Origin of the sequence: Streptomyces ambofaciens ATCC 23877, assembly GCF_001267885.1 — a bacterium.
Classification (GTDB): Bacteria; Actinomycetota; Actinomycetes; order Streptomycetales; family Streptomycetaceae; genus Streptomyces; species Streptomyces ambofaciens.
Map to the genome: position 1 here is coordinate 1571830 of NZ_CP012382.1, position 22952 is coordinate 1594781.

The 22952-nt window shown below is 71.2% G+C and carries 22 protein-coding genes; 1 reads left to right on the forward strand and 21 read right to left on the reverse strand.

Translation table 11 applies throughout. The features are described 5' to 3' along the window. Positions 1–57 precede the first annotated feature (57 nt). The 12 genes from coaBC to pyrR all read right to left on the reverse strand — a co-directional run bounded on the left by coaBC (position 58) and on the right by pyrR (position 12977). Positions 58–1260 (reverse strand): bifunctional phosphopantothenoylcysteine decarboxylase/phosphopantothenate--cysteine ligase CoaBC, encoded by a 1203-nt coding sequence (gene coaBC / locus SAM23877_RS07040; protein WP_053127986.1) that lies wholly within the window; start codon positions 1258–1260, stop codon positions 58–60. Positions 1261–1388: 128 nt separating this feature from the next. Beyond that, complete coding sequence (gene rpoZ, locus SAM23877_RS07045) at positions 1389–1661, reverse strand: DNA-directed RNA polymerase subunit omega (protein ID WP_003977348.1); 273 nt, start codon at positions 1659–1661, stop codon at positions 1389–1391. An 80-nt stretch (positions 1662–1741) separates the two neighbouring features. Continuing rightward, the gene (gene gmk / locus SAM23877_RS07050; protein WP_053127988.1) at positions 1742–2335 is read right to left on the reverse strand and encodes a guanylate kinase; all 594 of its coding nucleotides are present in this window, start codon (positions 2333–2335) and stop codon (positions 1742–1744) included. Between the two features lie 37 nt (positions 2336–2372). Next, on the reverse strand, positions 2373–2696 hold the full coding sequence (locus SAM23877_RS07055; protein ID WP_003977346.1) for an integration host factor: 324 nt from the start codon (positions 2694–2696) through the stop codon (positions 2373–2375). A gap of 223 nt (positions 2697–2919) precedes the next feature. Continuing rightward, entirely contained in the window at positions 2920–3774 is an 855-nt protein-coding gene (pyrF, locus tag SAM23877_RS07060) for an orotidine-5'-phosphate decarboxylase (RefSeq protein WP_053127990.1), read from the reverse strand. After that, the gene (locus SAM23877_RS07065) at positions 3771–4877 is read right to left on the reverse strand and encodes a quinone-dependent dihydroorotate dehydrogenase (RefSeq protein ID WP_053127992.1); all 1107 of its coding nucleotides are present in this window, start codon (positions 4875–4877) and stop codon (positions 3771–3773) included. The genes pyrF and SAM23877_RS07065 overlap by 4 nt, the downstream gene beginning before the upstream one ends. 80 nt (positions 4878–4957) lie before the next feature. Continuing rightward, on the reverse strand, positions 4958–8266 hold the full coding sequence (carB, locus tag SAM23877_RS07070; RefSeq protein WP_053127994.1) for a carbamoyl-phosphate synthase large subunit: 3309 nt from the start codon (positions 8264–8266) through the stop codon (positions 4958–4960). Further along, on the reverse strand, positions 8259–9416 hold the full coding sequence (carA, locus tag SAM23877_RS07075) for a glutamine-hydrolyzing carbamoyl-phosphate synthase small subunit (RefSeq protein WP_053127996.1): 1158 nt from the start codon (positions 9414–9416) through the stop codon (positions 8259–8261). Before carA ends, carB begins: the two co-directional genes overlap by 8 nt. Then, positions 9413–9979, reverse strand: coding sequence for a PH-like domain-containing protein (locus tag SAM23877_RS07080; RefSeq protein WP_053127998.1), 567 nt, complete (start codon positions 9977–9979; stop codon positions 9413–9415). Before SAM23877_RS07080 ends, carA begins: the two co-directional genes overlap by 4 nt. Further along, positions 9976–11262 carry a dihydroorotase gene (locus SAM23877_RS07085; RefSeq protein ID WP_053128000.1) on the reverse strand — a complete coding sequence of 429 codons (1287 nt, stop codon included), beginning with the start codon at positions 11260–11262 and terminating at the stop codon, positions 9976–9978. Before SAM23877_RS07085 ends, SAM23877_RS07080 begins: the two co-directional genes overlap by 4 nt. 4 nt (positions 11263–11266) lie before the next feature. Continuing rightward, positions 11267–12247, reverse strand: a complete 981-nt coding sequence (locus tag SAM23877_RS07090) for an aspartate carbamoyltransferase catalytic subunit (protein WP_053128002.1) — start codon at positions 12245–12247, stop codon at positions 11267–11269. A gap of 112 nt (positions 12248–12359) precedes the next feature. Beyond that, complete coding sequence (gene pyrR / locus SAM23877_RS07095) at positions 12360–12977, reverse strand: bifunctional pyr operon transcriptional regulator/uracil phosphoribosyltransferase PyrR (RefSeq protein WP_053128004.1); 618 nt, start codon at positions 12975–12977, stop codon at positions 12360–12362. A gap of 296 nt (positions 12978–13273) precedes the next feature. Between pyrR and bldD the strand changes: the two genes are divergently transcribed. Next, positions 13274–13777, forward strand: a complete 504-nt coding sequence (bldD, locus tag SAM23877_RS07100) for a transcriptional regulator BldD (RefSeq protein ID WP_007447547.1) — start codon at positions 13274–13276, stop codon at positions 13775–13777. 174 nt (positions 13778–13951) lie between these two features. Here the strand turns inward: bldD and nusB are convergent, their stop codons facing one another. The 9 genes from nusB to mltG all read right to left on the reverse strand — a co-directional run bounded on the left by nusB (position 13952) and on the right by mltG (position 22912). Further along, the gene (gene nusB, locus SAM23877_RS07105) at positions 13952–14389 is read right to left on the reverse strand and encodes a transcription antitermination factor NusB (RefSeq protein WP_053128006.1); all 438 of its coding nucleotides are present in this window, start codon (positions 14387–14389) and stop codon (positions 13952–13954) included. Between the two features lie 2 nt (positions 14390–14391). Next, positions 14392–14958, reverse strand: coding sequence for an elongation factor P (efp, locus tag SAM23877_RS07110; protein ID WP_053128008.1), 567 nt, complete (start codon positions 14956–14958; stop codon positions 14392–14394). A 67-nt stretch (positions 14959–15025) separates the two neighbouring features. Further along, the gene (locus tag SAM23877_RS07115) at positions 15026–16132 is read right to left on the reverse strand and encodes an aminopeptidase P family protein (protein ID WP_053128010.1); all 1107 of its coding nucleotides are present in this window, start codon (positions 16130–16132) and stop codon (positions 15026–15028) included. A gap of 167 nt (positions 16133–16299) precedes the next feature. Beyond that, on the reverse strand, positions 16300–17169 hold the full coding sequence (locus SAM23877_RS07120; protein ID WP_053128012.1) for a Pro-rich N-terminal domain-containing protein: 870 nt from the start codon (positions 17167–17169) through the stop codon (positions 16300–16302). A gap of 196 nt (positions 17170–17365) precedes the next feature. Further along, positions 17366–18457 carry a 3-dehydroquinate synthase gene (gene aroB / locus SAM23877_RS07125; protein ID WP_053128015.1) on the reverse strand — a complete coding sequence of 364 codons (1092 nt, stop codon included), beginning with the start codon at positions 18455–18457 and terminating at the stop codon, positions 17366–17368. Continuing rightward, entirely contained in the window at positions 18454–18936 is a 483-nt protein-coding gene (locus SAM23877_RS07130) for a shikimate kinase (RefSeq protein ID WP_079030646.1), read from the reverse strand. The genes aroB and SAM23877_RS07130 overlap by 4 nt, the downstream gene beginning before the upstream one ends. 32 nt (positions 18937–18968) lie before the next feature. Beyond that, positions 18969–20153 carry a chorismate synthase gene (aroC, locus tag SAM23877_RS07135; RefSeq protein WP_053128018.1) on the reverse strand — a complete coding sequence of 395 codons (1185 nt, stop codon included), beginning with the start codon at positions 20151–20153 and terminating at the stop codon, positions 18969–18971. 205 nt (positions 20154–20358) lie between these two features. Further along, on the reverse strand, positions 20359–21198 hold the full coding sequence (locus SAM23877_RS07140; protein WP_053128020.1) for a shikimate dehydrogenase: 840 nt from the start codon (positions 21196–21198) through the stop codon (positions 20359–20361). Then, on the reverse strand, positions 21179–22912 hold the full coding sequence (gene mltG, locus SAM23877_RS07145; RefSeq protein ID WP_053128022.1) for an endolytic transglycosylase MltG: 1734 nt from the start codon (positions 22910–22912) through the stop codon (positions 21179–21181). The genes SAM23877_RS07140 and mltG overlap by 20 nt, the downstream gene beginning before the upstream one ends. Between the last annotated feature and the right edge of the window lie 40 nt (positions 22913–22952).

Genomic DNA, 22952 nt, shown 5'->3' on the forward strand with positions numbered 1-22952 from the left:
AGGGGCGCCACGCTCGAATGCGCGGGCTTCGCGAGGACCGTGGAATGAATGAGTCATTCAGCCGAGCCGTTCGGCCACGAGGTCCCACACGGTTTCGGCCAGTGCTTCCTTCGGGCCGTGCGCCACCGGGGTCTCGCTGCCGTCGGCGCCGAGGACCACGGCCTCGTTCTCCTCGGAGCCGAAGGTCTTGCGCTCCCCCACCTCGTTCACCACGAGGAGGTCGCAGCCCTTGCGCTTCAGCTTGGCCCGTCCGTTGGCGAGGACGTCGTCGGTCTCGGCGGCGAAACCGACGACCACCTGTCCCGGGCGGGCCCGGTCCGCGGCGATCTCCGCGAGGATGTCCGGGTTGCGCACCAGGGTGATCGGCGCGGGTTCCCGGTCGTCCTTCTTCTTGATCTTCCCGGTGGCGTACGTGGCCGGGCGGAAGTCCGCGACCGCCGCGGCCATGACCACGGCGTCGGCGTCCGCCGCGGCGCTCAGCACGGCCTCGCGCAGTTCCACGGCGGTGCCCACCGGGACCACGTCCACGCCGGCCGGGTCCGGCAGCGAGGCGTTCGCCGCGACCAGGGTGACGCGGGCGCCCCGGGCGGCGGCGGTGCGTGCCAGGGCGTAGCCCTGCTTGCCCGAGGAGCGGTTGCCGAGGAAGCGGACCGGGTCGAGGGGCTCCCGGGTGCCGCCGGCGCTCACGACGACGTGCCGTCCGGCGAGGTCGGGCTCGGCCACGCCGCGGGCGAGGACGCGTCGGCACACCTCGAAGATCTCGCCCGGGTCCGGCAGCCGCCCCTTGCCGGTGTCGACGCCGGTGAGGCGGCCGACGGCGGGTTCGACGACGACGGCACCGCGACGACGCAGCGTCGCCACGTTCTCCTGGGTGGCGGGGTGCTCCCACATCTCGGTGTGCATGGCGGGGGCGAAGACGACCGGGCAGCGGGCCGTGAGCAGGGTGTTGGTGAGGAGGTCGTCGGCGAGTCCGTGAGCGGCCTTGGCGAGCATGTCCGCGGTGGCCGGAGCGACGACGACCAGGTCGGCGTGCTGGCCGATGCGCACGTGCGGGACCTGGTGGACGTCGTCCCACACCTCGGTGGACACCGGGTTGCCCGAGAGAGCGGACCAGGTGGCGGCGCCGACGAACTGCAGCGCGGAGGCGGTGGGGACGACCCGGACCTCGTGTCCCGACTCGGTGAACCTGCGCAGCAGCTCGCAGGCCTTGTACGCGGCGATACCGCCGCTGACCCCCAGGACGACCTTGGGCTTGTCCACCGTCTCTCCCCGGCTCGGATAACGCGCTCGGACCACGCGTACGACCCATCACACACCACAGGCCCGACAGTCGGACTGCCGGGCCTGTGGAAAAGTCAGCGCGAGGCTGAAAATAGTACCGCCGGGTGTTACTGCGCCGGGCCTTCGATGGCCTCGGACGTCAGCAGCCCCGCGTTGATCTCGCGCAGGGCGATCGAGAGCGGCTTCTCGTGGACGTGGGTGTCGACGAGCGGACCGACGTACTCGAGGAGGCCCTCGCCGAGCTGCGAGTAGTACGCGTTGATCTGGCGGGCCCGCTTGGCCGCGTAGATCACGAGGCTGTACTTCGAGTCCGTGGCCTCGAGAAGCTCGTCGATCGGCGGGTTGATGATGCCCTCGGGCGCGGAGATGGAAGAGGACACGCTCTACCTTCCGATGGATGGGAAAGATTCAGTCGGGTGACCGGTCGGCCGATCGGTCGGGACCGGCGGACCAGGAACGATCACACGACGTTCGTCAAGGCTAGCAGCTCGCGGGCCACGTCCTCGACGGAGGTGTTGACCAGGGTCTGGTCGAACTCCGGCTCGGCCGCCAGCTCGACCGTGGCCGCGGCGAGGCGGCGCTCGATCACCTCCGGCGGCTCGGTCCCCCGCCCGGTGAGCCTACGCACCAGTTCGTCCCAGGAGGGCGGGGCCAGAAACACGAGCTGCGCCTCGGGCATGGACTCGCGGACCTGCCGTGCGCCCTGAAGGTCGATCTCCAGGAGCACCGGCTCACCGGCCTCCAGGCGCTCCAGTACGGCCGCGCGGGGCGTGCCGTAGCGGTTTCCCGCGAACTCCGCCCACTCCAGCAGCTCACCGTTGGCGATCAGCTTGTCCATCTCGTCGTCGGTGACGAAGAAGTAGTGGACGCCGTGCTGCTCGCCGGGGCGGGGCCGGCGGGTCGTCGCCGAGACCGACAGCCATACCTCGGGGTGTTCCTTGCGCATATGGGCGACGACCGTGCTCTTGCCGACCCCCGAGGGGCCGGAGAGCACGGTCAGCCGCGGACGTGCGTCCGGGGGTACGGGGGACGTCCCCCGGGGTGTTGCAGCCATGCAGCGATTATTCCAGCAATCCCGGAGTGGTCCGGACTCAGCTGCCGGTGCTGCCGAACTCGCGCTCCAGGGAGGCGATCTGGTTGGAACCGAGCCCGCGCACGCGGCGGCTCTCGGAGATGCCCAGTCGCTCCATGATCTGCTTGGCGCGGACCTTGCCCACGCCCGGCAGGGACTCGAGGAGGGCGGAGACCTTCATCTTGCCGATGACGTCGTTCTCCTGGCCCTGCTTGATGACCTCGTGGAGGGAGGCGCCGGAGTGCTTGAGTCGATTCTTGACCTCGGCCCGCTCCCGGCGAGCCGCGGCGGCCTTTTCGAGCGCGGCTGCGCGCTGTTCAGGGGTAAGGGGCGGAAGAGCCACGCCTACGTCACCTCGGATGTCGAACTGTCGGATACGGACCGGTGAGGAACCTAGTCGCCCCACACCTGGGGAGCCACGAGCAACACGCTCGCCCGTTGACTCTTCCCGGAGACTAGCGTCCAAGTCCTCCAGAGTCAGCGAGAACAGCGGAAAAGTCCTGGTCAGCCTCCGTCAGGACGGACATTCCAGACATACCGCCTCGGATTTGAGGATGTATCCGGGCTCAGGCCGCCGTGACCGCGCTGCGGATCTCCTCCGCGAAGCGGTCCGCGGCCGTCCGCAACGCCTCCACATCGGGACCGTGACGGAGAACACCCCGGCTGACGTTGGGTACGACGTTGCGCGACACGGCGCCGAAGACCGTCGCCAGGTCCGCGGGGGCGGCTCCCTGGGCACCGATGCCGGGTGCCAGGAGCGGGCCGTTGATGTCCAGGTCGTACGACGACAGGTCGCCGAGGGTGGCGCCGACCACCGCCCCGAAGGAGCCGAGGGGCTCCTCGCCCGCGTTCTCGGCGGCCAGGTGCGCCAGCATCGTCGCACCGACGCCGCGTCCGTCGGTCCGCACCGCGTGCTGGACCTCCCCGCCCTCGGGGTTGGAGGTCAGCGCCAGCACGAAGAGGCCCGCGCCGTTCTCGCGCGCCATGTCCACGGCCGGCTTCAGGGAGCCGTAGCCGAGGTACGGCGAGACGGTGAGCGCGTCGGAGAACAGCGGGGCGCCCCTGAGCAGGAAGGACTCGGCGTAGGCGGCCATGGTCGAGCCGATGTCGCCGCGCTTGGCGTCCATGACGACCAGCGCGCCGGCCGCCCGGGCCTCCTCGACCGACTTCTCCAGGACGGCGACGCCGCGCGAACCGAAGCGCTCGAAGAAGGCGCTCTGCGGTTTGAGGACGGCCACCCGGTCGGCCACCGCCTCCACGACGGTGCGGCTGAAGCGCTCCAGGCCCGCCACGTCGTCGTTCAGGCCCCAGTCGGCGAGCAGGGAGGCGTGCGGGTCGATGCCGACGCACAGCGGGCCGCGCTCGTCCATCGCGCGGCGCAGCCGGGCGCCGAAGGGTTCGAGTACCGTCGTGCCGCTCATCGGGGCTTCCTCACGTCGGCGCCGACCGCGTCGGCGAGGGTGGCGTACGGGCTCTGCCGCAGGCGCGCGGCGAGGCCCTTGTGGACGGCTCGGCCCCAGAAGGGCCCCTCGTAGATGAAGGCGCTGTAGCCCTGCACGAGCGTGGCACCGGCCAGGATGCGCTGCCAGGCGTCCTCGGCGCTCTCGACGCCGCCGACGCCCACCAGGGTGATCCGGTCGCCCACGCGCGCGTAGAGGCGGCGCAGCACCTCCAGGGACCGCTCCTTGAGGGGGGCGCCGGACAGGCCGCCGGTCTCCCGGACGAGGACGGGCGAGGAGGTGAGGCCCAGTCCCTCACGCGCGATGGTGGTGTTGGTGGCGATGATGCCGTCCAGCCCCAGCTCCACCGCCAGGTCGGCGACCGCGTCGACGTCCTCGTCGGCGAGGTCCGGCGCGATCTTGACCAGGAGGGGCACGCGCCGTGCGGTGACCGCGCGGTCGGCCGCCTCGCGGACGGCGCTCAGCAGCGGACGCAGGTGGTCCACCGCCTGGAGGTTGCGCAGGCCCGGCGTGTTCGGCGACGACACGTTGACGACCAGGTAGTCGGCGTACGGGGCCAGCCGCTCGGCCGACTTCACGTAGTCGTCGGCCGCCTCCTCCTCGGGCACCACCTTGGTCTTGCCGATGTTGACGCCGACGACCGTCCTGAAGACGGGCGTCCGGAAGGCCAGGCGGGCCGCCACGGCGAGCGAGCCGTCGTTGTTGAAGCCCATGCGGTTGATCAGGGCTCGGTCCCCGACGAGGCGGAACAGCCGCTTCTTGGGGTTGCCCGGCTGCGGCTCCCCCGTCACGGTGCCGATCTCGACGTGGTCGAAGCCGAGCATCGCCATCCCGTCGATGGCGACCGCGTTCTTGTCGAAGCCGGCGGCCAGGCCGAAGGGGCCGTGCATCCGCAGGCCGAAGGCCTCGGTGCGCAGCTCCTTGTACCGGGGGGCGAGCACGGCCGCGACGAAGGTGCGCAGGACGGGGACGCGGACGGCGCGGCGGATCCAGCGGAAGGCCAGGTGGTGCGCGGTCTCCGGGTCCATGCGTCGGAAGACCAGGCGGAAGAAGAGTTCGTACATCTCTCAGGCTCTCGGTGTCCTCATGAGGAACTGCCCTCATGAAGAGGGGGACACCGTTTCCGGTGTCCCCCTCGGGGCTGCTAGTCGCGGGCCGCGGTCAGGAACTCGGCGTGTTCCTGGAGGGAGCGCACTCCCACGTCGCCGTGGTTGAGGGCGTCGATGCCCTGGACCGCCGCGGCGAGCGCCTGGACCGTCGTCAGGCACGGCACGGAACGGGCCACGGCCGCCGTGCGGATGTCGTAGCCGTCCAGGCGGCCTCCGGTGCCGTACGGGGTGTTCACGATGAGGTCGACCTGACCGTCGTGGATCAGCTGGACGATGGTCTTCTCGCCGTTCGGCCCGGTTCCTTCGGACTGCTTGCGCACGACGGTGGCGTTGATGCCGTTGCGCCTGAGGACCTCGGCGGTGCCGGAGGTGGCCATCAGCTCGAAGCCGTGGGCCACCAGCTCACGGGCCGGGAAGATCATCGAGCGCTTGTCGCGGTTGGCGACCGAGATGAACGCCCGTCCCTTGGTCGGCAGCGGGCCGTACGCGCCCGCCTGCGACTTGGCGTAGGCCGTGCCGAAGACGGAGTCGATGCCCATGACCTCGCCGGTGGAGCGCATCTCCGGGCCGAGGACGGTGTCGACGCCGCGGCCGTGGATGTCCCGGAAGCGGGACCACGGCATCACGGCCTCCTTGACGGAGATCGGCGCGTCCAGCGGCAGCTCGCCGCCGTCGCCGGTGGCCGGCAGCAGCCCCTCGGCGCGCAGCTCGGCGATGGTGGCGCCGAGCGAGATGCGCGCGGCGGCCTTGGCCAGCGGCACCGCCGTCGCCTTCGAGGTGAAGGGGACGGTGCGCGAGGCGCGCGGGTTGGCCTCCAGGACGTAGAGGATGTCCCCGGCCAGGGCGAACTGGATGTTGATCAGGCCGCGCACGCCGACGCCCGCGGCGATGCCCTCGGTGGAGGCGCGCAGCCGCTTGATGTCGAAGCCGCCCAGCGTGATGGGGGGCAGGGCGCACGCCGAGTCGCCGGAGTGGATACCGGCCTCCTCGATGTGCTCCATGACGCCGCCGAGGTACAGCTCCTCGCCGTCGTACAGGGCGTCGACGTCGATCTCGATGGCGTCGTCCAGGAAGCGGTCGACCAGGACCGGGCGGGACGGGCTGATCTCGGTCGACTCGGCGATGTACGCCTCCAGGCGGGTCTCGTCGTAGACGATCTCCATGCCCCGTCCGCCGAGGACGTAGGAGGGCCGGACGAGGACGGGGTAGCCGATCTCGTCGGCGATGGCCTTGGCCTCGGTGAAGGTGGTGGCGGTGCCGTGCTTGGGAGCGGGCAGGCCCGCCTCCTTCAGGACCCGGCCGAAAGCGCCGCGGTCCTCGGCGGCGTGGATGGCCTCGGGCGAGGTGCCGACGACCGGCACGCCGTTGTCCTTGAGCGCCTGGGACAGGCCCAGCGGGGTCTGGCCGCCGAGCTGGACGATCACGCCCGCGATGGGGCCGGCCTGCTTCTCCGCGTGGACGATCTCCAGGACGTCCTCCAGCGTGAGCGGCTCGAAGTACAGCCGGTCGGAGGTGTCGTAGTCGGTGGAGACGGTCTCCGGGTTGCAGTTGACCATCACGGTCTCGTAGCCGGCGTCGCTGAGCGCGAAGGAGGCGTGGACGCAGGAGTAGTCGAACTCGATGCCCTGGCCGATGCGGTTCGGACCGGAGCCCAGGATGATCACCGCGGGCTTCTCGCGCGGCGCGACCTCGGTCTCCTCGTCGTAGGAGGAGTAGAAGTACGGCGTCCGCGCGGCGAACTCGGCGGCGCAGGTGTCGACCGTCTTGTAGACCGGGCGGATGCCGAGCGCGTGGCGGACCTCGCGGACGACGTCCTCGCGCAGGCCGCGGATCTCACCGATCTGCTGGTCGGAGAAGCCGTGCCGCTTGGCCTCGGCGAGCAGGGCGGCGGTCAGCTCGGGCGCCTCGGCGAGCTCGTCGGCGATCTCCTTGATCAGGAAGAGCTGGTCGACGAACCACGGGTCGATCTTCGTGTACTCGAAGACCTCCTCGGGCGTGGCGCCGGCGCGGATGGCCTGCATGACGGCGTTGATCCGGCCGTCGGTGGGCCGGACGGCCTCTTCGAGGAGAGCGGCCTTGTCGCCGGGTTCGCCGACGAAGGTGAACTGGCTGCCCTTCTTCTCCAGCGAGCGCAGCGCCTTCTGGAAGGCCTCGGTGAAGTTGCGGCCGATGGCCATGGCCTCGCCGACCGACTTCATGGTGGTGGTCAGCGTGGAGTCAGCCGACGGGAACTTCTCGAAGGCGAAGCGCGGAGCCTTGACCACCACGTAGTCGAGCGTCGGCTCGAAGGAGGCCGGGGTCTCCTGCGTGATGTCGTTGGGGATCTCGTCCAGTGTGTAGCCCACGGCGAGCTTGGCCGCGATCTTCGCGATCGGGAAGCCGGTCGCCTTGGAGGCGAGCGCCGAGGAACGCGACACGCGGGGGTTCATCTCGATGACGATGACGCGGCCGTCGGCCGGGTTCACCGCGAACTGGATGTTGCAGCCGCCGGTGTCGACGCCGACCTCGCGGATGATCGCGATGCCGACGTCGCGCAGCACCTGGTACTCGCGGTCGGTCAGCGTCATCGCGGGCGCGACGGTGATCGAGTCGCCGGTGTGGACGCCCATGGGGTCGAAGTTCTCGATGGAGCAGACGACCACGACGTTGTCGTTCTTGTCGCGCATCAGCTCCAGCTCGTACTCCTTCCAGCCGAGGATGGACTCCTCCAGGAGCACCTCGGTGGTCGGCGAGAGGGTGAGGCCCTGCCCGGCGATGCGGCGCAGCTCCTCCTCGTCGTGCGCGAAGCCGGAGCCGGCGCCGCCCATGGTGAAGGAGGGGCGGACGACGACCGGGTAGCCGCCGAGCTCCTCGACACCCTTGAGGACGTCGTCCATGGAGTGGCAGATGTAGGAGCGGGCCGACTCGCCGTGCCCGATCTTCTTGCGGACCTCCTCGACGACCTCCTTGAACAGGTCGCGGTCCTCGCCCTTGTTGATGGCCTCCACGTTGGCGCCGATGAGCTCGACGCCGTACTTCTCCAGGACGCCGTTGCCGTGCAGCGAGATGGCGGTGTTGAGCGCCGTCTGGCCGCCCAGGGTGGGCAGCAGCGCGTCGGGGCGCTCCTTGGCGATGATCTTCTCGACGAACTCGGGGGTGATCGGCTCGACGTAGGTGGCGTCGGCGATCTCCGGGTCGGTCATGATCGTCGCCGGGTTGGAGTTCACCAGGATGACGCGCAGGCCCTCGGCCTTGAGCACGCGGCAGGCCTGGGTGCCGGAGTAGTCGAACTCGGCGGCCTGGCCGATGACGATCGGGCCGGAGCCGATGACCAGGACGGACTGGATATCGGTGCGCTTAGGCACGCTGGCCCTCCATCGAAGCGGTGCTCATCAAAGACGTGAAGCGGTCGAACAGGTAGGCGGCGTCGTGCGGGCCGGCCGCCGCCTCGGGGTGGTACTGGACGCTGAAGGCCGGCTTGTCGAGCAGCCGCAGGCCCTCCACCACGTTGTCGTTGAGGCAGACGTGGGAGACCTCGGCGCGCCCGTAGGGGGTGTCGGAGACCTTGTCGAGCGGGGCGTCGACGGCGAAGCCGTGGTTGTGCGCGGTGACCTCGACCTTGCCGGTCGTACGGTCCTGCACCGGCTGGTTGATGCCGCGGTGGCCGTACTTCAGCTTGAAGGTGCCGAAGCCGAGGGCACGGCCCAGGATCTGGTTGCCGAAGCAGATGCCGAACAGCGGGGTACCGCGCTCCAGGACGCCCCGCATCACGGAGACCGGGTGGTCGGCGGTGGCGGGGTCGCCGGGGCCGTTGGAGAAGAACACGCCGTCGGGGTTGACGGCGTAGACGTCCTCGACGGTGGCCGTGGCGGGCAGGACGTGCACCTCGATGCCGCGCTCGGCCATGCGGTGCGGGGTCATGCCCTTGATGCCGAGGTCGATCGCGGCGACGGTGAACTTCTTCTCGCCGATCGCCGGGACGACGTACGCCTCGGTGGTGGCGACCTCGGCGGAGAGGTCGGCGCCGGTCATCTCGGGGGCTTCCTGGACGCGGGCCAGCAGCGCGGCGTCGTCCTGGAGCGCCTCGCCGCTGAAGATGCCGACGCGCATGGCGCCGCGCTCGCGCAGGTGGCGGGTGAGGGCGCGGGTGTCGATGCCGGAGATGCCGACGACGCCCTGGGCGGCCAGCTCCTCGTCCAGCGTGCGCGTCGAGCGCCAGCTGGAGGGCACGCGCGCGGGGTCGCGCACGACGTAGCCGGAGACCCAGATCTTCTTGGACTCCATGTCCTCGTCGTTGACGCCGGTGTTGCCCACGTGCGGCGCGGTCATCACGACGACCTGGCGGTGGTACGACGGGTCGGTGAGGGTCTCCTGGTAGCCGGTCATACCGGTGGAGAACACGGCTTCGCCGAACGTGGCCCCCACGGCCCCGTAGGCACGGCCGCGGAAGATCCGGCCGTCCTCCAGGACGAGTACGGCGGGAGTCCTGGTCACTCCCCTGGTGGAGGTCGTCATCGTGCGCCTTCCGTTTCCGTCTTGTTGATCATGTCGTTCAGGGTCTCGACCCACTCGTTGTGCTCGGCCGCGTGGTCGGAGCGGAAACCGGAGTCGATCAGCTTGTCGCCGTGCTCCCAGGTGACGACCAGCAGGCCGCCCTCGGTGAGCACCTTGCCGGCGATGCCCTTGTCGAGCCGGGCCTCGCGCAGCGCGGTGACGGGGACGAAGAAGTCGGTCGCGCCGGGCCGCACCACGTCCAGTCCCGCGTCCGTCAGGGTGAGCTCGACCCGGCTGCGGGTGCCCAGGCCGTGCGCCACGATGCGGTCCAGCCACTGACCGGCGGTGGTGGAGCCGTGGTAGCGGCCGCTCATGCCCAGTCTCGCCGGGCCGGGGGCGTCCGGCGCGCCGAGCAGCTCCGGCAGGTCCGACTGGAGGGTGCTGCGCCACTTCCAGCCCTCGCGCATCAGCCAGTAGACGAGCGCGACGAACAGGCCGAGGCCGACGACCCAGCCGATACGGGCGGCCCAGTCGGTCACTTCCGCCGATTCCTTCTCGGCGGCCAGCAGGATTACAGGTGTCACGTGAGCTTCCCGTCGACGAGCGTGGCCTTGCCCCGCAGCCACGTGTGTGTCACACGGCCCGGCAGCTCACGCCCCTCGTAGGGGGTGTTGCGGCTGCGCGAGGCGAAGCCCGCGGGGTCCACCTGGCCACGGTATGCCGTGTCGACGAGGGTGAGGTTGGCGGGCTCACCAGCCGAGACGGGACGGCCGTGCCCGGTGGCCTGTCCGATCTGCGCGGGCTTGAAGGACATCCGGTCGGCGACGCCGGCCCAGTCCAGCAGGCCCGTGTCCACCATGGTCTCCTGGACCACCGACAGCGCGGTCTCCAGGCCCACCATGCCCATGGCGGCGGCGGCCCACTCGCAGTCCTTGTCCTCGTGCGGGTGCGGGGCGTGGTCGGTGGCGACGATGTCGATGGTGCCGTCGGCGAGCGCCTCGCGCAGGGCGAGCACGTCGCGCTCGGTGCGCAGCGGCGGGTTGACCTTGTAGACCGGGTTGTACGACCGGACCAGCTCGTCGGTGAGGAGCAGGTGGTGCGGGGTGACCTCGGCGGTGACGTCGATGCCGCGGGACTTGGCCCAGCGGACGATCTCGACGCTGCCGGCCGTCGACAGGTGGCAGATGTGGACGCGGGAGCCGACGTGCTCGGCGAGCAGCACGTCCCGCGCGATGATCGACTCCTCGGCGACGGCAGGCCAGCCGCCGAGGCCCAGCTCGGCGGAGACGACACCCTCGTTCATCTGGGCGCCCTCGGTGAGCCGGGGCTCCTGGGCGTGCTGGGCGACGACGCCGCCGAAGGCCTTCACGTACTCCAGGGCGCGGCGCATGATCACGGCGTCGTGGACGCACTTGCCGTCGTCGGAGAAGACGGTGACGCCGGCCGCGGACTCGTGCATGGCGCCCAGTTCGGCGAGCTTGCTGCCCTCCAGGCCGACGGTGACGGCGCCGATGGGCTGCACGTCGCAGTAGCCGGACTCCTGGCCGAGCCGCCAGACCTGCTCGACCACGCCGGCCGTGTCGGCGACCGGGAAGGTGTTGGCCATGGCGAAGACGTTGGTGTAGCCGCCGCTCGCCGCCGCGCGGGTGCCGGTCAGGACCGTCTCGGAGTCCTCGCGGCCGGGCTCGCGCAGGTGGGTGTGGAGGTCGACCAGGCCCGGCAGCAGCACCTTGCCGCCGGCCTCGACGACCTCGGCGCCCTCGGCGGAGAGGCCGGTGCCGACCTCGGCGACGGTACCGCCGTCGATCAGTACGTCCTGCGGCTCGCCGCCGAGCACCTTCGCACCGCGGATCAGGGTCTTGCTCATCGTCTTACTTCTCCTCGGTGGTGCGGGCGTGGGTGACGGCGGGCTCGTTGCCGCCGAGCAGCAGGTACAGGACGGCCATCCGGATGGAGACGCCGTTGGTGACCTGCTCCACGGCGGTGCAGCGGTCGGAGTCGGCGACCTCGGCGGTGATCTCCATGCCGCGCACCATCGGGCCGGGGTGCATCACGATGGCGTGGTCGGGCATCTTCGCCATGCGGTCGCCGTCGAGGCCGTAGCGGCGGGAGTACTCGCGCTCGGTGGGGAAGAACGCGGCGTTCATGCGCTCGCGCTGCACGCGCAGCAGCATCACCGCGTCGGACTTCGTCAGGGTGGAGTCGAGGTCGTAGGAGACGTCGCAGGGCCAGGTCTCGACGCCGACCGGCAGCAGCGTGGGCGGGGCGACGAGGGTGACCTCGGCGCCGAGGGTGTGCAGCAGGTCGACGTTGGAGCGGGCGACGCGGCTGTGCAGGATGTCGCCGACCAGGGTGACGCGGCGGCCGTCGAGGTCCTTGCCGAGACCGGCGTCGCGGCCGACCAGCCGGCGGCGCATGGTGAAGGCGTCCAGGAGTGCCTGCGTGGGGTGCTGGTGGGTGCCGTCACCGGCGTTGATGACGTGGGCGTCGATCCAGCCGGAGGTGGCCAGGCGGTAGGGGGCGCCGGAGGCGCCGTGCCGGATGACGACGGCGTCGACGCCCATGGCCTCCAGGGTCTGCGCGGTGTCCTTGAGCGACTCGCCCTTGGAGACGCTCGATCCCTTGGCGGTGAAGTTGATGACGTCCGCCGACAGGCGCTTCTCGGCCGCCTCGAAGGAGATCCGGGTCCGGGTCGAGTCCTCGAAGAAGAGGTTGACGACGGTACGGCCGCGCAGGGTCGGCAGTTTCTTGATCGGCCGGTCCGCGACCCGGGCCATCTCCTCGGCGGTGTCGAGGATCAGGACGGCGTCGTCGCGGGTGAGGTCGGCGGCCGAGATGAGATGACGCTGCATCTGACAGGCTCCGTAGGGCGATTCTTGCGGAAGAGCGGGATGATTCGGGCGGCCGGGCATGCGTGTGGGCACACCGAGCGGGCGTACGGCACGCGGGCGCGTACGCGGGGTGCTACGGGTGGGCGCCCGGGGCGGCCGGCTTGGCACCGAGCAGCACGGTGTCGCGACCGTCCTCCTCGGCGAGCTGGACCTTGACCGTCTCCCGCAGCGACGTCGGGAGGTTCTTGCCGACGTAGTCGGCGCGGATGGGCAGTTCACGGTGGCCGCGGTCGACGAGGACCGCCAGCTGCACCGCGCGCGGGCGGCCGATGTCGTTCAGCGCGTCCAGGGCGGCGCGGATGGTCCGGCCGGAGAAGAGCACGTCGTCGACGAGGACGACCAGGCGGCCGTCGATGCCGTCCCCGGGGATCTCGGTGCGGGCCAGCGCGCGCGGCGGGTGCATGCGCAGGTCGTCGCGGTACATGGTGATGTCGAGCGATCCGACCGGGATCTTGCGCTCGGTGATCTGCTCGAGCTTGTCGGCGAGCCGGCGGGCGAGGAAGACGCCCCGGGTCGGGATGCCGAGGAGCACCACGTCGTCGGCGCCCTTGGCGCGTTCGACGATCTCGTGGGCGATGCGGGTCAGGACCCGCGCGATGTCGGGCCCTTCGAGAACGGGCCTCGCGTCCGACTGCGCGTCGGCCTGTGTGCCCGGCTCGTCACGCTCGTCGTGCCTGCTGTGCTTGTCCATACGAAACGGACCTCCTTCTCCGCCTCACGGGACGGACCTTAAAGGACGTCGGGATGTGCGTCACCCACGGTATCAGGCTCACAGAGCGGCCCCGATGACCCCCCGGACACTCCCCCGTCACCCTTCCGCCGCCCCGATGTCACCCGCTTGGAGCAATGGAGTGCGGATATCACGGAAGCGTCGGTGCGGACCATTCGGCTTGACGCAGCAGAGTAACGCTGCGTAACCTCACAGTGAGTCACCAGCCGCGCGGCACGCAACAGCAGTCCGCGTCGACACCTTGTCCGGGGAGCCATATGTCCAGCGAATACGCCAAACAGCTCGGGGCCAAGCTCCGGGCCATCCGCACCCAGCAGGGCCTTTCCCTCCACGGTGTCGAGGAGAAGTCACAGGGCCGCTGGAAGGCCGTCGTGGTCGGCTCGTACGAGCGCGGTGACCGTGCCGTGACCGTGCAGCGCCTCGCCGAGCTGGCGGATTTCTACGGCGTCCCCGTCCAGGAGCTGCTGCCGGGCACCACCCCCGGCGGTGCCGCCGAGCCGCCGCCGAAGCTGGTCCTGGACCTGGAGCGGCTGGCCACGGTGCCGGCCGAGAAGGCGGGCCCGCTGCAGCGGTACGCGGCCACGATCCAGTCGCAGCGCGGTGACTACAACGGCAAGGTGCTCTCGATCCGCCAGGACGACCTGCGCACGCTCGCCGTCATCTACGACCAGTCCCCCTCGGTCCTCACCGAGCAGCTCATCAGCTGGGGCGTCCTGGACGCGGACGCGCGCCGCGCGGTGGCGTCCCACGAGGAGCTCTGAGCCGAGGCAGGCTCAGCAGAAACGTGCCGCCGGGGTGGCCGGGACCATGGGTTCCGGCCACCCCGGCGGTTTTGTCATGATCCCGGGCGGGCGACGCGGCCGGGAGAACGCCGGAGGGCCCACAGCACGTGGCTGTGGGCCCTCCGGCATGGTGGGTGTCTCCCGCGGTGCCGCTCAGCTCTCGTCGTCGCGACGCAGCGAGGGCTTGAGATCCTTCAGCCGGCCGAGCAGGCCGTTGACGAACGCGGGCGACTCGCCCGTGGAGAACTCCTTCGCCAGCTGCACCATCTCGTCCAGGACGACGGCGTCCGGGGTCGCGTCCATCCAGATCAGCTCGTACGCGCCGAGACGCAGGATGTTGCGGTCGACGACCGGCATGCGGTCCAGCGTCCAGCCGACCGAGTACTGGGCGATGAGCTCGTCGATGCGCTTGGCGCGCCCGGCGTAGCCCTCGACCAGCTCCATCGTGTACTCGCTCACCGGCGGCTGCCGGGTGTCGGACCGGGAGTGCCGCACCCAGTCGGCGAGCACCGTCAGGACGTCGGCGCCGCGCTGATCGCCCTCGAAGAGGATCTGGAAGGCGCGCTTGCGGGCCGTGTTGCGGGCAGCCACGGTTAGCTGTTCACCCGGCCGAGGTAGTCGCTCGTGCGGGTGTCGACCTTGATCTTCTCACCGGTGGTGATGAAGAGCGGGACGTTGATCTGGTGACCGGTCTCCAGGACGGCGGGCTTGGTGCCGCCGGTGGAGCGGTCGCCCTGGACGCCCGGCTCGGTCTCCTGGACGACCAGCTCGACGGCGGCCGGCAGCTCGACGAAGAGCACCTCGCCCTCGTGCTGGGCGACGGTGGCGGTGAAGCCCTCGATCAGGAAGTTGGCGGCGTCGCCGACGGCCTTGCGGTCGACGTGCAGCTGGTCGTAGGTCTCCATGTCCATGAAGACGAAGTACTCGCCGTCCATGTAGGAGAACTGCATGTCACGCTTGTCGACAGTGGCCGTCTCGACCTTGACGCCGGCGTTGAAGGTCTTGTCGACGACCTTGCCGGAAAGCACGTTCTTGAGCTTGGTGCGCACGAAGGCCGGGCCCTTGCCGGGCTTGACGTGCTGGAACTCGACGACGGACCAGAGCTGGCCGCCTTCGAGCTTGAGCACCATGCCGTTCTTGAGGTCGTTCGTGGAAGCCACGGTTGCGGAATCTCCTGGACTGGACTGACGTGGACGACCCCGGTGCAGACATGCGCACAGCGCGAGGCTAGAGCGCGAGCAGCTCCTTGGTCGTGATGGTGAGTAGCTCGGGTCCGCCGTCCGCCTCGGGGCGCACGACGAGCGTGTCATCGATCCGGACCCCGCCCCGGCCCGGGAGGTGGACCCCCGGTTCGACGGTGACCGGCACACAAGCGTCCAGTTTACCCATGGCCGCGGGGGCCAACTGCGGGTCCTCGTCGATTTCGAGTCCGACGCCGTGACCGGTGAGGCTCGGAAGGTTCTCCGCGTACCCGGCCGAGTCCAGTGCCTGGCGGGCCGCGCGGTCCACATCACGGCAGGCGGCGCCCGGTGCGAGGGCCTCCCGGCCGGCCCGCTGGGCGGAGAAGACGAGGTCGTACAACTCGATCTGCCAGTCGGCCGGCGAGGTGCCGATGACGAACGTACGGCCGATCTCGCAGCGGTAACCACGGTAGGTCGCGCCGAGGCAGACGGAGAGGAAGTCCCCCTCCTCCACCCGCCGGTCGGTGGGCCGGTGGCCGCGGCGCCCCGAGTTCGGGCCGGTGCCGACGGAGGTGGGGAACGCGGGGCCGTCGGCCCCGTGGTCGACCAGGCGGCGCTCCAGTTCCAGGGCGAGGTGCCGCTCGGTCCGGCCGACCAGGATGGACTCCAGGAGTTCACCGAGGGCCTGGTCGGCGATCTCGGCGCCGATGCGCAGGCAGGAGATCTCCTCCTCGTCCTTGACGACCCTGAGCTGCTCGACCGCCTGGCCGAGGTCGGTCAGGCGCAGCCGGGGTGCGACCGAGCCCATGGCGCGGTGCCGGACGACGGTGAGGTGGTGGTCCTCGGTGGCGAGGGACTCCGCGCCCTGGGCCGCGGCGAGGCCGGCGGCCGAGACGGCCGGATCGCCGCCGGGTCCGGGCAGCGCGCGCACCGGGAGGGACTCGTCCGGCCGGCCCTGCGTGGGCCGGTCGTCCGGTGGGCCGGAGCAGACCAGCAGATCCTCGGTCTTGCCCAGCAGCAGCACGGCGCCGTGCGGGGCGGCGCCCGCGAGATAGCGCACGTTGGCGGGCCGGGAGACGAGCGCCGCCGCGCTGCCGCCCGCGTTGCAGCGTTCTCGTAGGCGCGTCCGGCGGGCCGCGTACACCTCTGACATGAGCCGAGCGTAAGAGCTCCGCTCGAAGGGCGCCGCTCGGGAGAGGCCGACTGGGCACGCCGGGTGCGCCGACCGGGGTGGGGACGGCCGTCGTGGGGCGCCCGCGGCACCGGTGCGGGCGGATCGCGCGGTCTTCCGCGCTCCTCACCCCGGCTCGGTCGCCCGCGTCACCAGGTGGGCGGGCTCGCTATGGAACGGGACAGGACCTCGTCCAGGATCCGGGCCGTCTCCGGCACGTCGAGGGTGGAGTTGTCGATGATCGGCAGGCCCGAGCCGTACCAGCCGGCCATCCGGCCGTGGATGCGGGCCACCTCCTCGTCGGTGAGACGGCGGTTGCCGCTGCGTTCGGCGTTGCGCTCCAGGACGACGTCCAGGCCCGGCAGGAGGACGACCGGGAGCAGGCCGGGGCCCACGTGTCGCTTCCAGCCGCCGAGTCCGACGACCGGGCGGTCCGGGAAGACGGCGTCGTCGAGGATGCAGGAGATGCCGTTGGCGAGGAAGTTGCGTGCGGAGAAGCCGCAGGTGCGGCGGGCGAGGCGGTACTGGGCCTCGGAGTTCTCGTTCCACCCGGTCTGGGGGTCGGCGAAGCCGGAGCGGACCCATTCGCGGACGTCGTCGAGGCTGATGTGCGCGGTGGGGACCCTGCGGTGGTCGGCCCAGTACTTGGCGACGCTGGTCTTGCCGGCGCCCGCGGGTCCGATGAGCAGCACCGCGAGGGTGGTCGTCGTGGGGTCGGGGGCCGCGGCCGGGGGCACGGCCACGGGGCCCCCGGGCGGCAGCGGTACATGACCGGTGGTGTCCGGCGGGGGCGGGACGGGCGCCGCCTGGTGCGGTCCCGGGGCCCGGTGCGGGGCCGCGGCCTGCTGGGGCGCCACCGGGGGCGGGGCCTGCATCGGGTAGCCCGGCGCCGCGGGCGGCGGCACGGGGGCGGGGCCCTGGTGCGGGCCCGGGTGGTGCGCGGCCGGGGACCAGCCGACGGCCGGTCCGTGCCCCGGCTGATGGGGCGGCGGCAGCGGAGAACCCACTGCGTGCTGCATCCGGTGCCACTCCGTCTCGTACAGGCGATGGGCGCTGACAGCAGGAGAGGTCCCCCCGCTTTCCCCCACACCCTAAAGGGCCTGGGAGGACGACCGACCGAACGGTACCGCCCCCGGCCGTCGTTTGGTGAACGGCCGGGGGCGGTACGAAGTGCCCGTCGCGCACGGCGGATCGGACCTAAGGTGCGCCGGGGTACTACTCGCCCACCTCGCCGTAGGCGGCGAGGAGGACGGCCGGGTCGGGTCCCTCCAGCACGGTGGGCCTGGCGAGGCCGTCCAGGACGATGAAGCGCAGCAGGTCGCCGCGGGACTTCTTGTCGATCTTCATGTTCTCGACGAGCTTGGGCCACTGGTCGTGGCGGTAGTGCAGCGGCAGCCCGACCGCTCCGAGGATGCTGCGGTGGCGGTCGGCGGTGGCGTCGTCCAGCCGGCCCGCGAGGCGGCCCAGTTCGGCGGCGAAGTGCATGCCCACCGAGACCGCGGCACCGTGGCGCCACTTGTAGCGCTCGTTCTTCTCGATGGCGTGGCCGAGCGTGTGTCCGTAGTTGAGGATCTCGCGGCGGCCGGCCTCCTTGAGGTCGGAGGAGACGACCTCCGCCTTCACCCTGATCGAGCGCACGATCAGCTCGGCCGTGTGCGGTCCGGCCGGGGTGCGCGCGGCCTGTGGGTCGGACTCGATCAGGTCGAGGATCGCCGGGTCGGCGATGAAGCCGGCCTTGATGACCTCGGCGAGGCCCGAGACGTAGTCGTTGACCGGGAGGGAGTCCAGCGCCGCCAGGTCGCACAGGACGCCGGCGGGCGGGTGGAAGGAGCCGACGAGGTTCTTGCCCTCGGCGGTGTTGATGCCGGTCTTGCCGCCGACGGCCGCGTCCACCATGGCCAGCACGGTGGTCGGGACGGCGATCCAGCGCACGCCGCGCAGCCAGGTCGCGGCCACGAATCCGGCCAGGTCGGTGCTGGCGCCGCCGCCGACACCGACGACGACGTCGGTACGGGTGAAACCGGACTGGCCGAGCGCCTTCCAGCAGTAGGCGGCGACCTCGGCGGTCTTCGCCTCCTCGGCGTTGGGCACCTGGATGGCGACGGCCTCGTAGCCCTGCTCGGCGAGGTCGGCGCGCAGCGCGTCGCCGGTCTCGGCCAGGGCCTCGGGGTGGATCACCGCGACCCGCTTGGCCTGGGCGCCGATCAGGCCGCCGAGCTCGCCCAGGAGCTGCCGTCCCACCAGGACCTCGTAGGGGTCGGACCCCTCGGTGCCGCCGACCTGGATCCGGGTGACTGCCTCGCTCATGCTTCCTTCAACTCCAGTGCGTCCAGGGCGGCTCGGGTGACTTCTTCGGGCGTACGGCCGTCCGTGGCCACGACGACCGTGGCGACCTCCTCGTAGAGGTGGCGGCGGGCCTCCATCAGCTCGCGCCACTGCCTGCGCGGGTTGACCGCCAGCAGGGGGCGGGCGGCGTTCAGACCGGTCCGCCTGACGGCCTCCTCGACGTCCATCGAGAGGTACACGACACGCTGCCCGGCGAGCAGGCCGCGGGTGTCCGCGTCCAGGATCGCGCCGCCGCCGAGGGCGAGGACGCCGTCGTGCTCGGCGAGCGCCCGGTGCACGGTCTCCTTCTCCAGGGCCCGGAAGGCCGCCTCACCCTCGTCGACGAAGATGTCGGCGATGGTGCGCCCCTGACCGGCGACGATGTCCTCGTCCGTGTCCCGGTAGCCGACGCCGAGCCGCTCGGCGAGGAGCTGTCCCACGGTGGACTTGCCGACGCCCATCGGGCCGACGAGGACGAGCAGCGGGGCGGCGCTCACCGGATGGCCAGGTGGTCGAGGTAGGAGGTGACGTTGCGGCGGGTCTCGGCCACGCTGTCGCCGCCGAACTTCTCGGCCACCGCGTCCGCCAGGACCAGGGCGACCATCGCCTCGGCGACGATGCCGGCGGCCGGGACCGCGGAGACGTCGGAGCGCTGGTGGTGGGCGGCGGCTTCCTCGCCGGTGGTGACGTCGACGGTCTTCAGGGCACGGGGGACGGTGGCGATGGGCTTCATCGCGGCGCGCACCCGCAGCAGCTCGCCGGTGGTCAGACCGCCCTCGGTGCCACCGGAGCGGCCGGAGACCCGCCGGATGCCCTCGGGCGTGTTGACGATCTCGTCGTGCGCCTCGGACCCGGGCACCCGGGCCAGCTCGAAGCCGTCGCCGACCTCGACGCCCTTGATCGCCTGGATGCCCATCAGCGCGGCGGCGAGGCGGGCGTCCAGCCGGCGGTCCCAGTGCACGTGCGAGCCGAGGCCCACGGGGACGCCGTAGGCGAGCACCTCGACGACGCCGCCGAGCGTGTCGCCGTCCTTGTGCGCCTGGTCGACCTCGGCGACCATCGCCTTCGAGGCGTCCGCGTCCAGGCAGCGCAGCGGGTCGGCGTCGAGCTTGTCGACGTCGCCCGGCGTGGGGTACACACCCCGCGGAGCCTTCACGGAGCACAGCTCGACGACATGGCTGACGATCTCGACGCCCGTCGTCTCCTTCAGGTACGACCGGGCGACCGCGCCCAGGGCGACACGGGCCGCCGTCTCACGGGCGGAGGCACGCTCCAGCACCGGACGGGCCTCGTCGAAGCCGTACTTCTGCATACCGGCGAGGTCGGCGTGGCCGGGCCGGGGGCGGGTCAGCGGGGCGTTGCGGGCGAGGCCGGCGAGCACCTCGGGGTCGACCGGGTCGGCCGCCATGACCTGCTCCCACTTCGGCCACTCGGTGTTGCCCACCATGACCGCGACCGGGGAACCGAGGGTGAGGCCGTGCCGGACGCCGCCCAGGAAGGTGACCTCGTCCCGCTCGAACTTCATCCGCGCACCGCGTCCATAGCCGAGCCGCCGCCTCGCCAGATGGTCCGCCACCATGTCCGTGGTGATCGGCACGCCGGCGGGCAGTCCCTCCAGCGTCGCGACGAGTGCGGGACCGTGGGACTCCCCCGCGGTCAGCCAGCGCAACCTGCTCAACGATGCTCCTCAGTGCTCGCGCCCCGGTATGCCCTGCGCACGCGTCTGCTCCGCGTGCGGCAACGGCCCGACCGGGTGCGCGGCCCCGGTCCGCCACTGACGATCCTCCCACGTCCGCAGGTACGGGCCGGAATCGGTCCGCTTGCCGGACATGCGGCGAGGTGCGCCGGGGACCGCCTCCGGCAGGCGCGGACGTGCTCCGCGGTCAGCCGCCGGCGAGCGCGCGCTCCCCGGCGGCCCGCATCGCCGCGAGCGGTACCGACGAGCTGCCCGTCATCCGCTCCACCTGGAGCACCGCCTGGTGCAGCAGCAGGTCGAGGCCGCTGACGACGGCGCCGCCGTGAGCCGACCAGCGGGCTGCGAGCGCGGTCGGCCACGGGTCGTAGAGCACGTCGAAGAGGGTCGCGGGCATCTCGGGTACGGCGGCGGCGAGCGCGTCGGTGGTGCCGGCCGGGGTGGTGGACACGACCAGCGGGGCGCGCAGCGCCTCCTCGGCGTCCGCCCAGTCCGCGATGCGCACGCCGACGTCCAGCCGCGCGGCCCAGCCCCGCATCTCGGCGGCGCGTGCCTCGCTCCGCACGTACACGGTGATCTCTCCGGTGCAGATCCGGGCGAGTGCGGCCAGGGCGGAGGAGGCGGTGGCGCCGGCGCCGAGGATGGCGGCGGTCTCGGTCTTCTCCACGCCGTGCTCGCGCAGGGCGGCGACCATGCCGGGGATGTCGGTGTTGTCGCCGGTCCTTCGGCCGTCCTCGGTGAGGACCACGGTGTTCACCGCGTCCACGGAGGCCGCCGTGTCGCTGATCCCGTCGAGCAGCGGGATCACCGCCCGCTTGAGCGGCATGGTGAGCGACAGCCCCGCCCATTCGGGGCCGAGCTTCTCGAAGAAGTCCGGCAGCGCCGCCTCGTCGACGTCGAAGCGGTCGTAGGTCCAGCCTTCGAGGCCCAGCTCCGCGTAGGCGGTGCGGTGCAGTACCGGGGAGAGGGAGTGGGCGATCGGGGAGCCGAGCACGGCTGCCCGACGACGCTCAGTTGCCCGAGCTGGCATCGAACTTTTCCTTCAGCTTCAGGAACTCGTCGTGTGTCTTGGCGAACTCGGTCTTGCTCACGCCGTCGGTGGCCACGAAGTAGATCCAGCCGTCCTTCGTGGGGGTCAGCGCCGCTTGCAGGGCCTCTTCGCCGGGGTTGCCGATGGGTCCGGGCGGCAGGCCCCGGTTGGTGTAGGTGTTGTACGGGTCCATGTTGCTGTTGATCTCGGACTCGCTGATGTGGATCTTGCTCTGGCCCATCAGGTAGTTGAAGGACGAGTCGAACTGGAGCTTCTGGTTGGTCTCGGTGTTGGTGGGCTTGAGCCGGTTGTAGACGACCTCGGACATCATGCGGAAGTCGTCGTGCGTCTTGCCCTCCGCCTGCACCAGGCTCGCCACCGTGAGCAACTGCCACGGTCCGTCGAGGCCGAGGCCCTCGGCCTTCTCCTCGAGTCCGATCCTCTTGTACTGCTCGTCGGCCCGCGCCACCATCTGCTTCAGCACGTCGGCGGGCTTCTGGCCCTTGGCCGCCGAGTAGCTCGACGGGTAGAGGAAGCCCTCCAGCGGGTCCTTCACGTTCTTGTGGTTGACCGCCCAGTCGGGCAGACCGAGGCTCTTCCACTCCGTCTTGGCCACCTTGGCCGTGGTGCCCTGGGCCACACCGAGCTGCTTGTCGATCATCTTGTAGACGTCGACGTTGCGTTTGCCCTCGGCGATGATCAGGTTGCTGCGGCTCTTCGGGTTGAGCAGGAGTTCGACCGCGCTCTCGGCCGACATCTCCTTCTGCAGCGTGTACGCGCCGTCCTGGATGCTCTTGCCGTTGGGGTTGCTCTGCTGGGCGGCGATGAAGGCGTCGACGCTCTTCACCACGCCCTTGCGCTTGAGCTCCTGGCCGATGGTCGAGCCGCCGGCGCCCCTGGGGATGGAGACGGTCACCTGCTCGCCGTTGCCGTCGCCCGCGTAGTCCGGAGCCGCGCCGAAACGCTCCTGGTAGAACTGGTAGCCGAAGTACGCGACGCCCGCCGCGCCGCCGCCGAGCACCAGGCAGACCACGAGGCACGCGACTCCGTTGCGTCCCTTCTTGGACTTGCCTCCCCGGCCGCCCCTGCGGTCACCGCGCCCGCGCCCGCCCGCGTCGTCCTCTGCGTCCGCGTCCCCGCCCGCGAAGAAGGCGTGCTCCCCCTGGTCGGGACCCGGGTCCCAGTCGTCGTGCCGCGGCTCGGGCTCGCTGCGCCGACGGCCGGGCGGCTCCGGGGGCGGGTACGCCTCCGAGGTGCCGTAGAAGTCGGGCTGCTCCGCACCGAAGGCGGCCGGCTGCTGGCCGTAGGGGTCCGACGGGTCGGCGGGGTACTGCGCGGGGGGATGCGCGCCGGTGTCCCAGCCGCCGTCACCGTAGCCCTGCTGCTGCTGCTGCTGCTGGTGCTGCTGCTGCTGCTGCTGGGAGGCGTACTGCTGTTCGTACCGCGGCCGGCCGTACTCGTCGTACTGCGGCTCGGGATGCTGCTGCCCGTACTGGTCGTACTGCGGCTGCTGACCATAGGCGGACTGACCGCCGTCGCCCCAGTCGCCGTACTGCTGCTGCGACTGCTGCTGCTCCGGATACTCCTGTGGCTGGCCGCCGTAGGGGGACTGCTGACCCGCGTGGGCCTGCTGTCCGCCCCATCCGCCGTCCCCGTACAACGGGTCCTCCGGATGCCACGGTTCGGAGCCTGGGCCCCGGCCATACTCAGTCATCGATCCCCTAGAGCCGCGAGGCGACGGGGCGTGCGCGGCC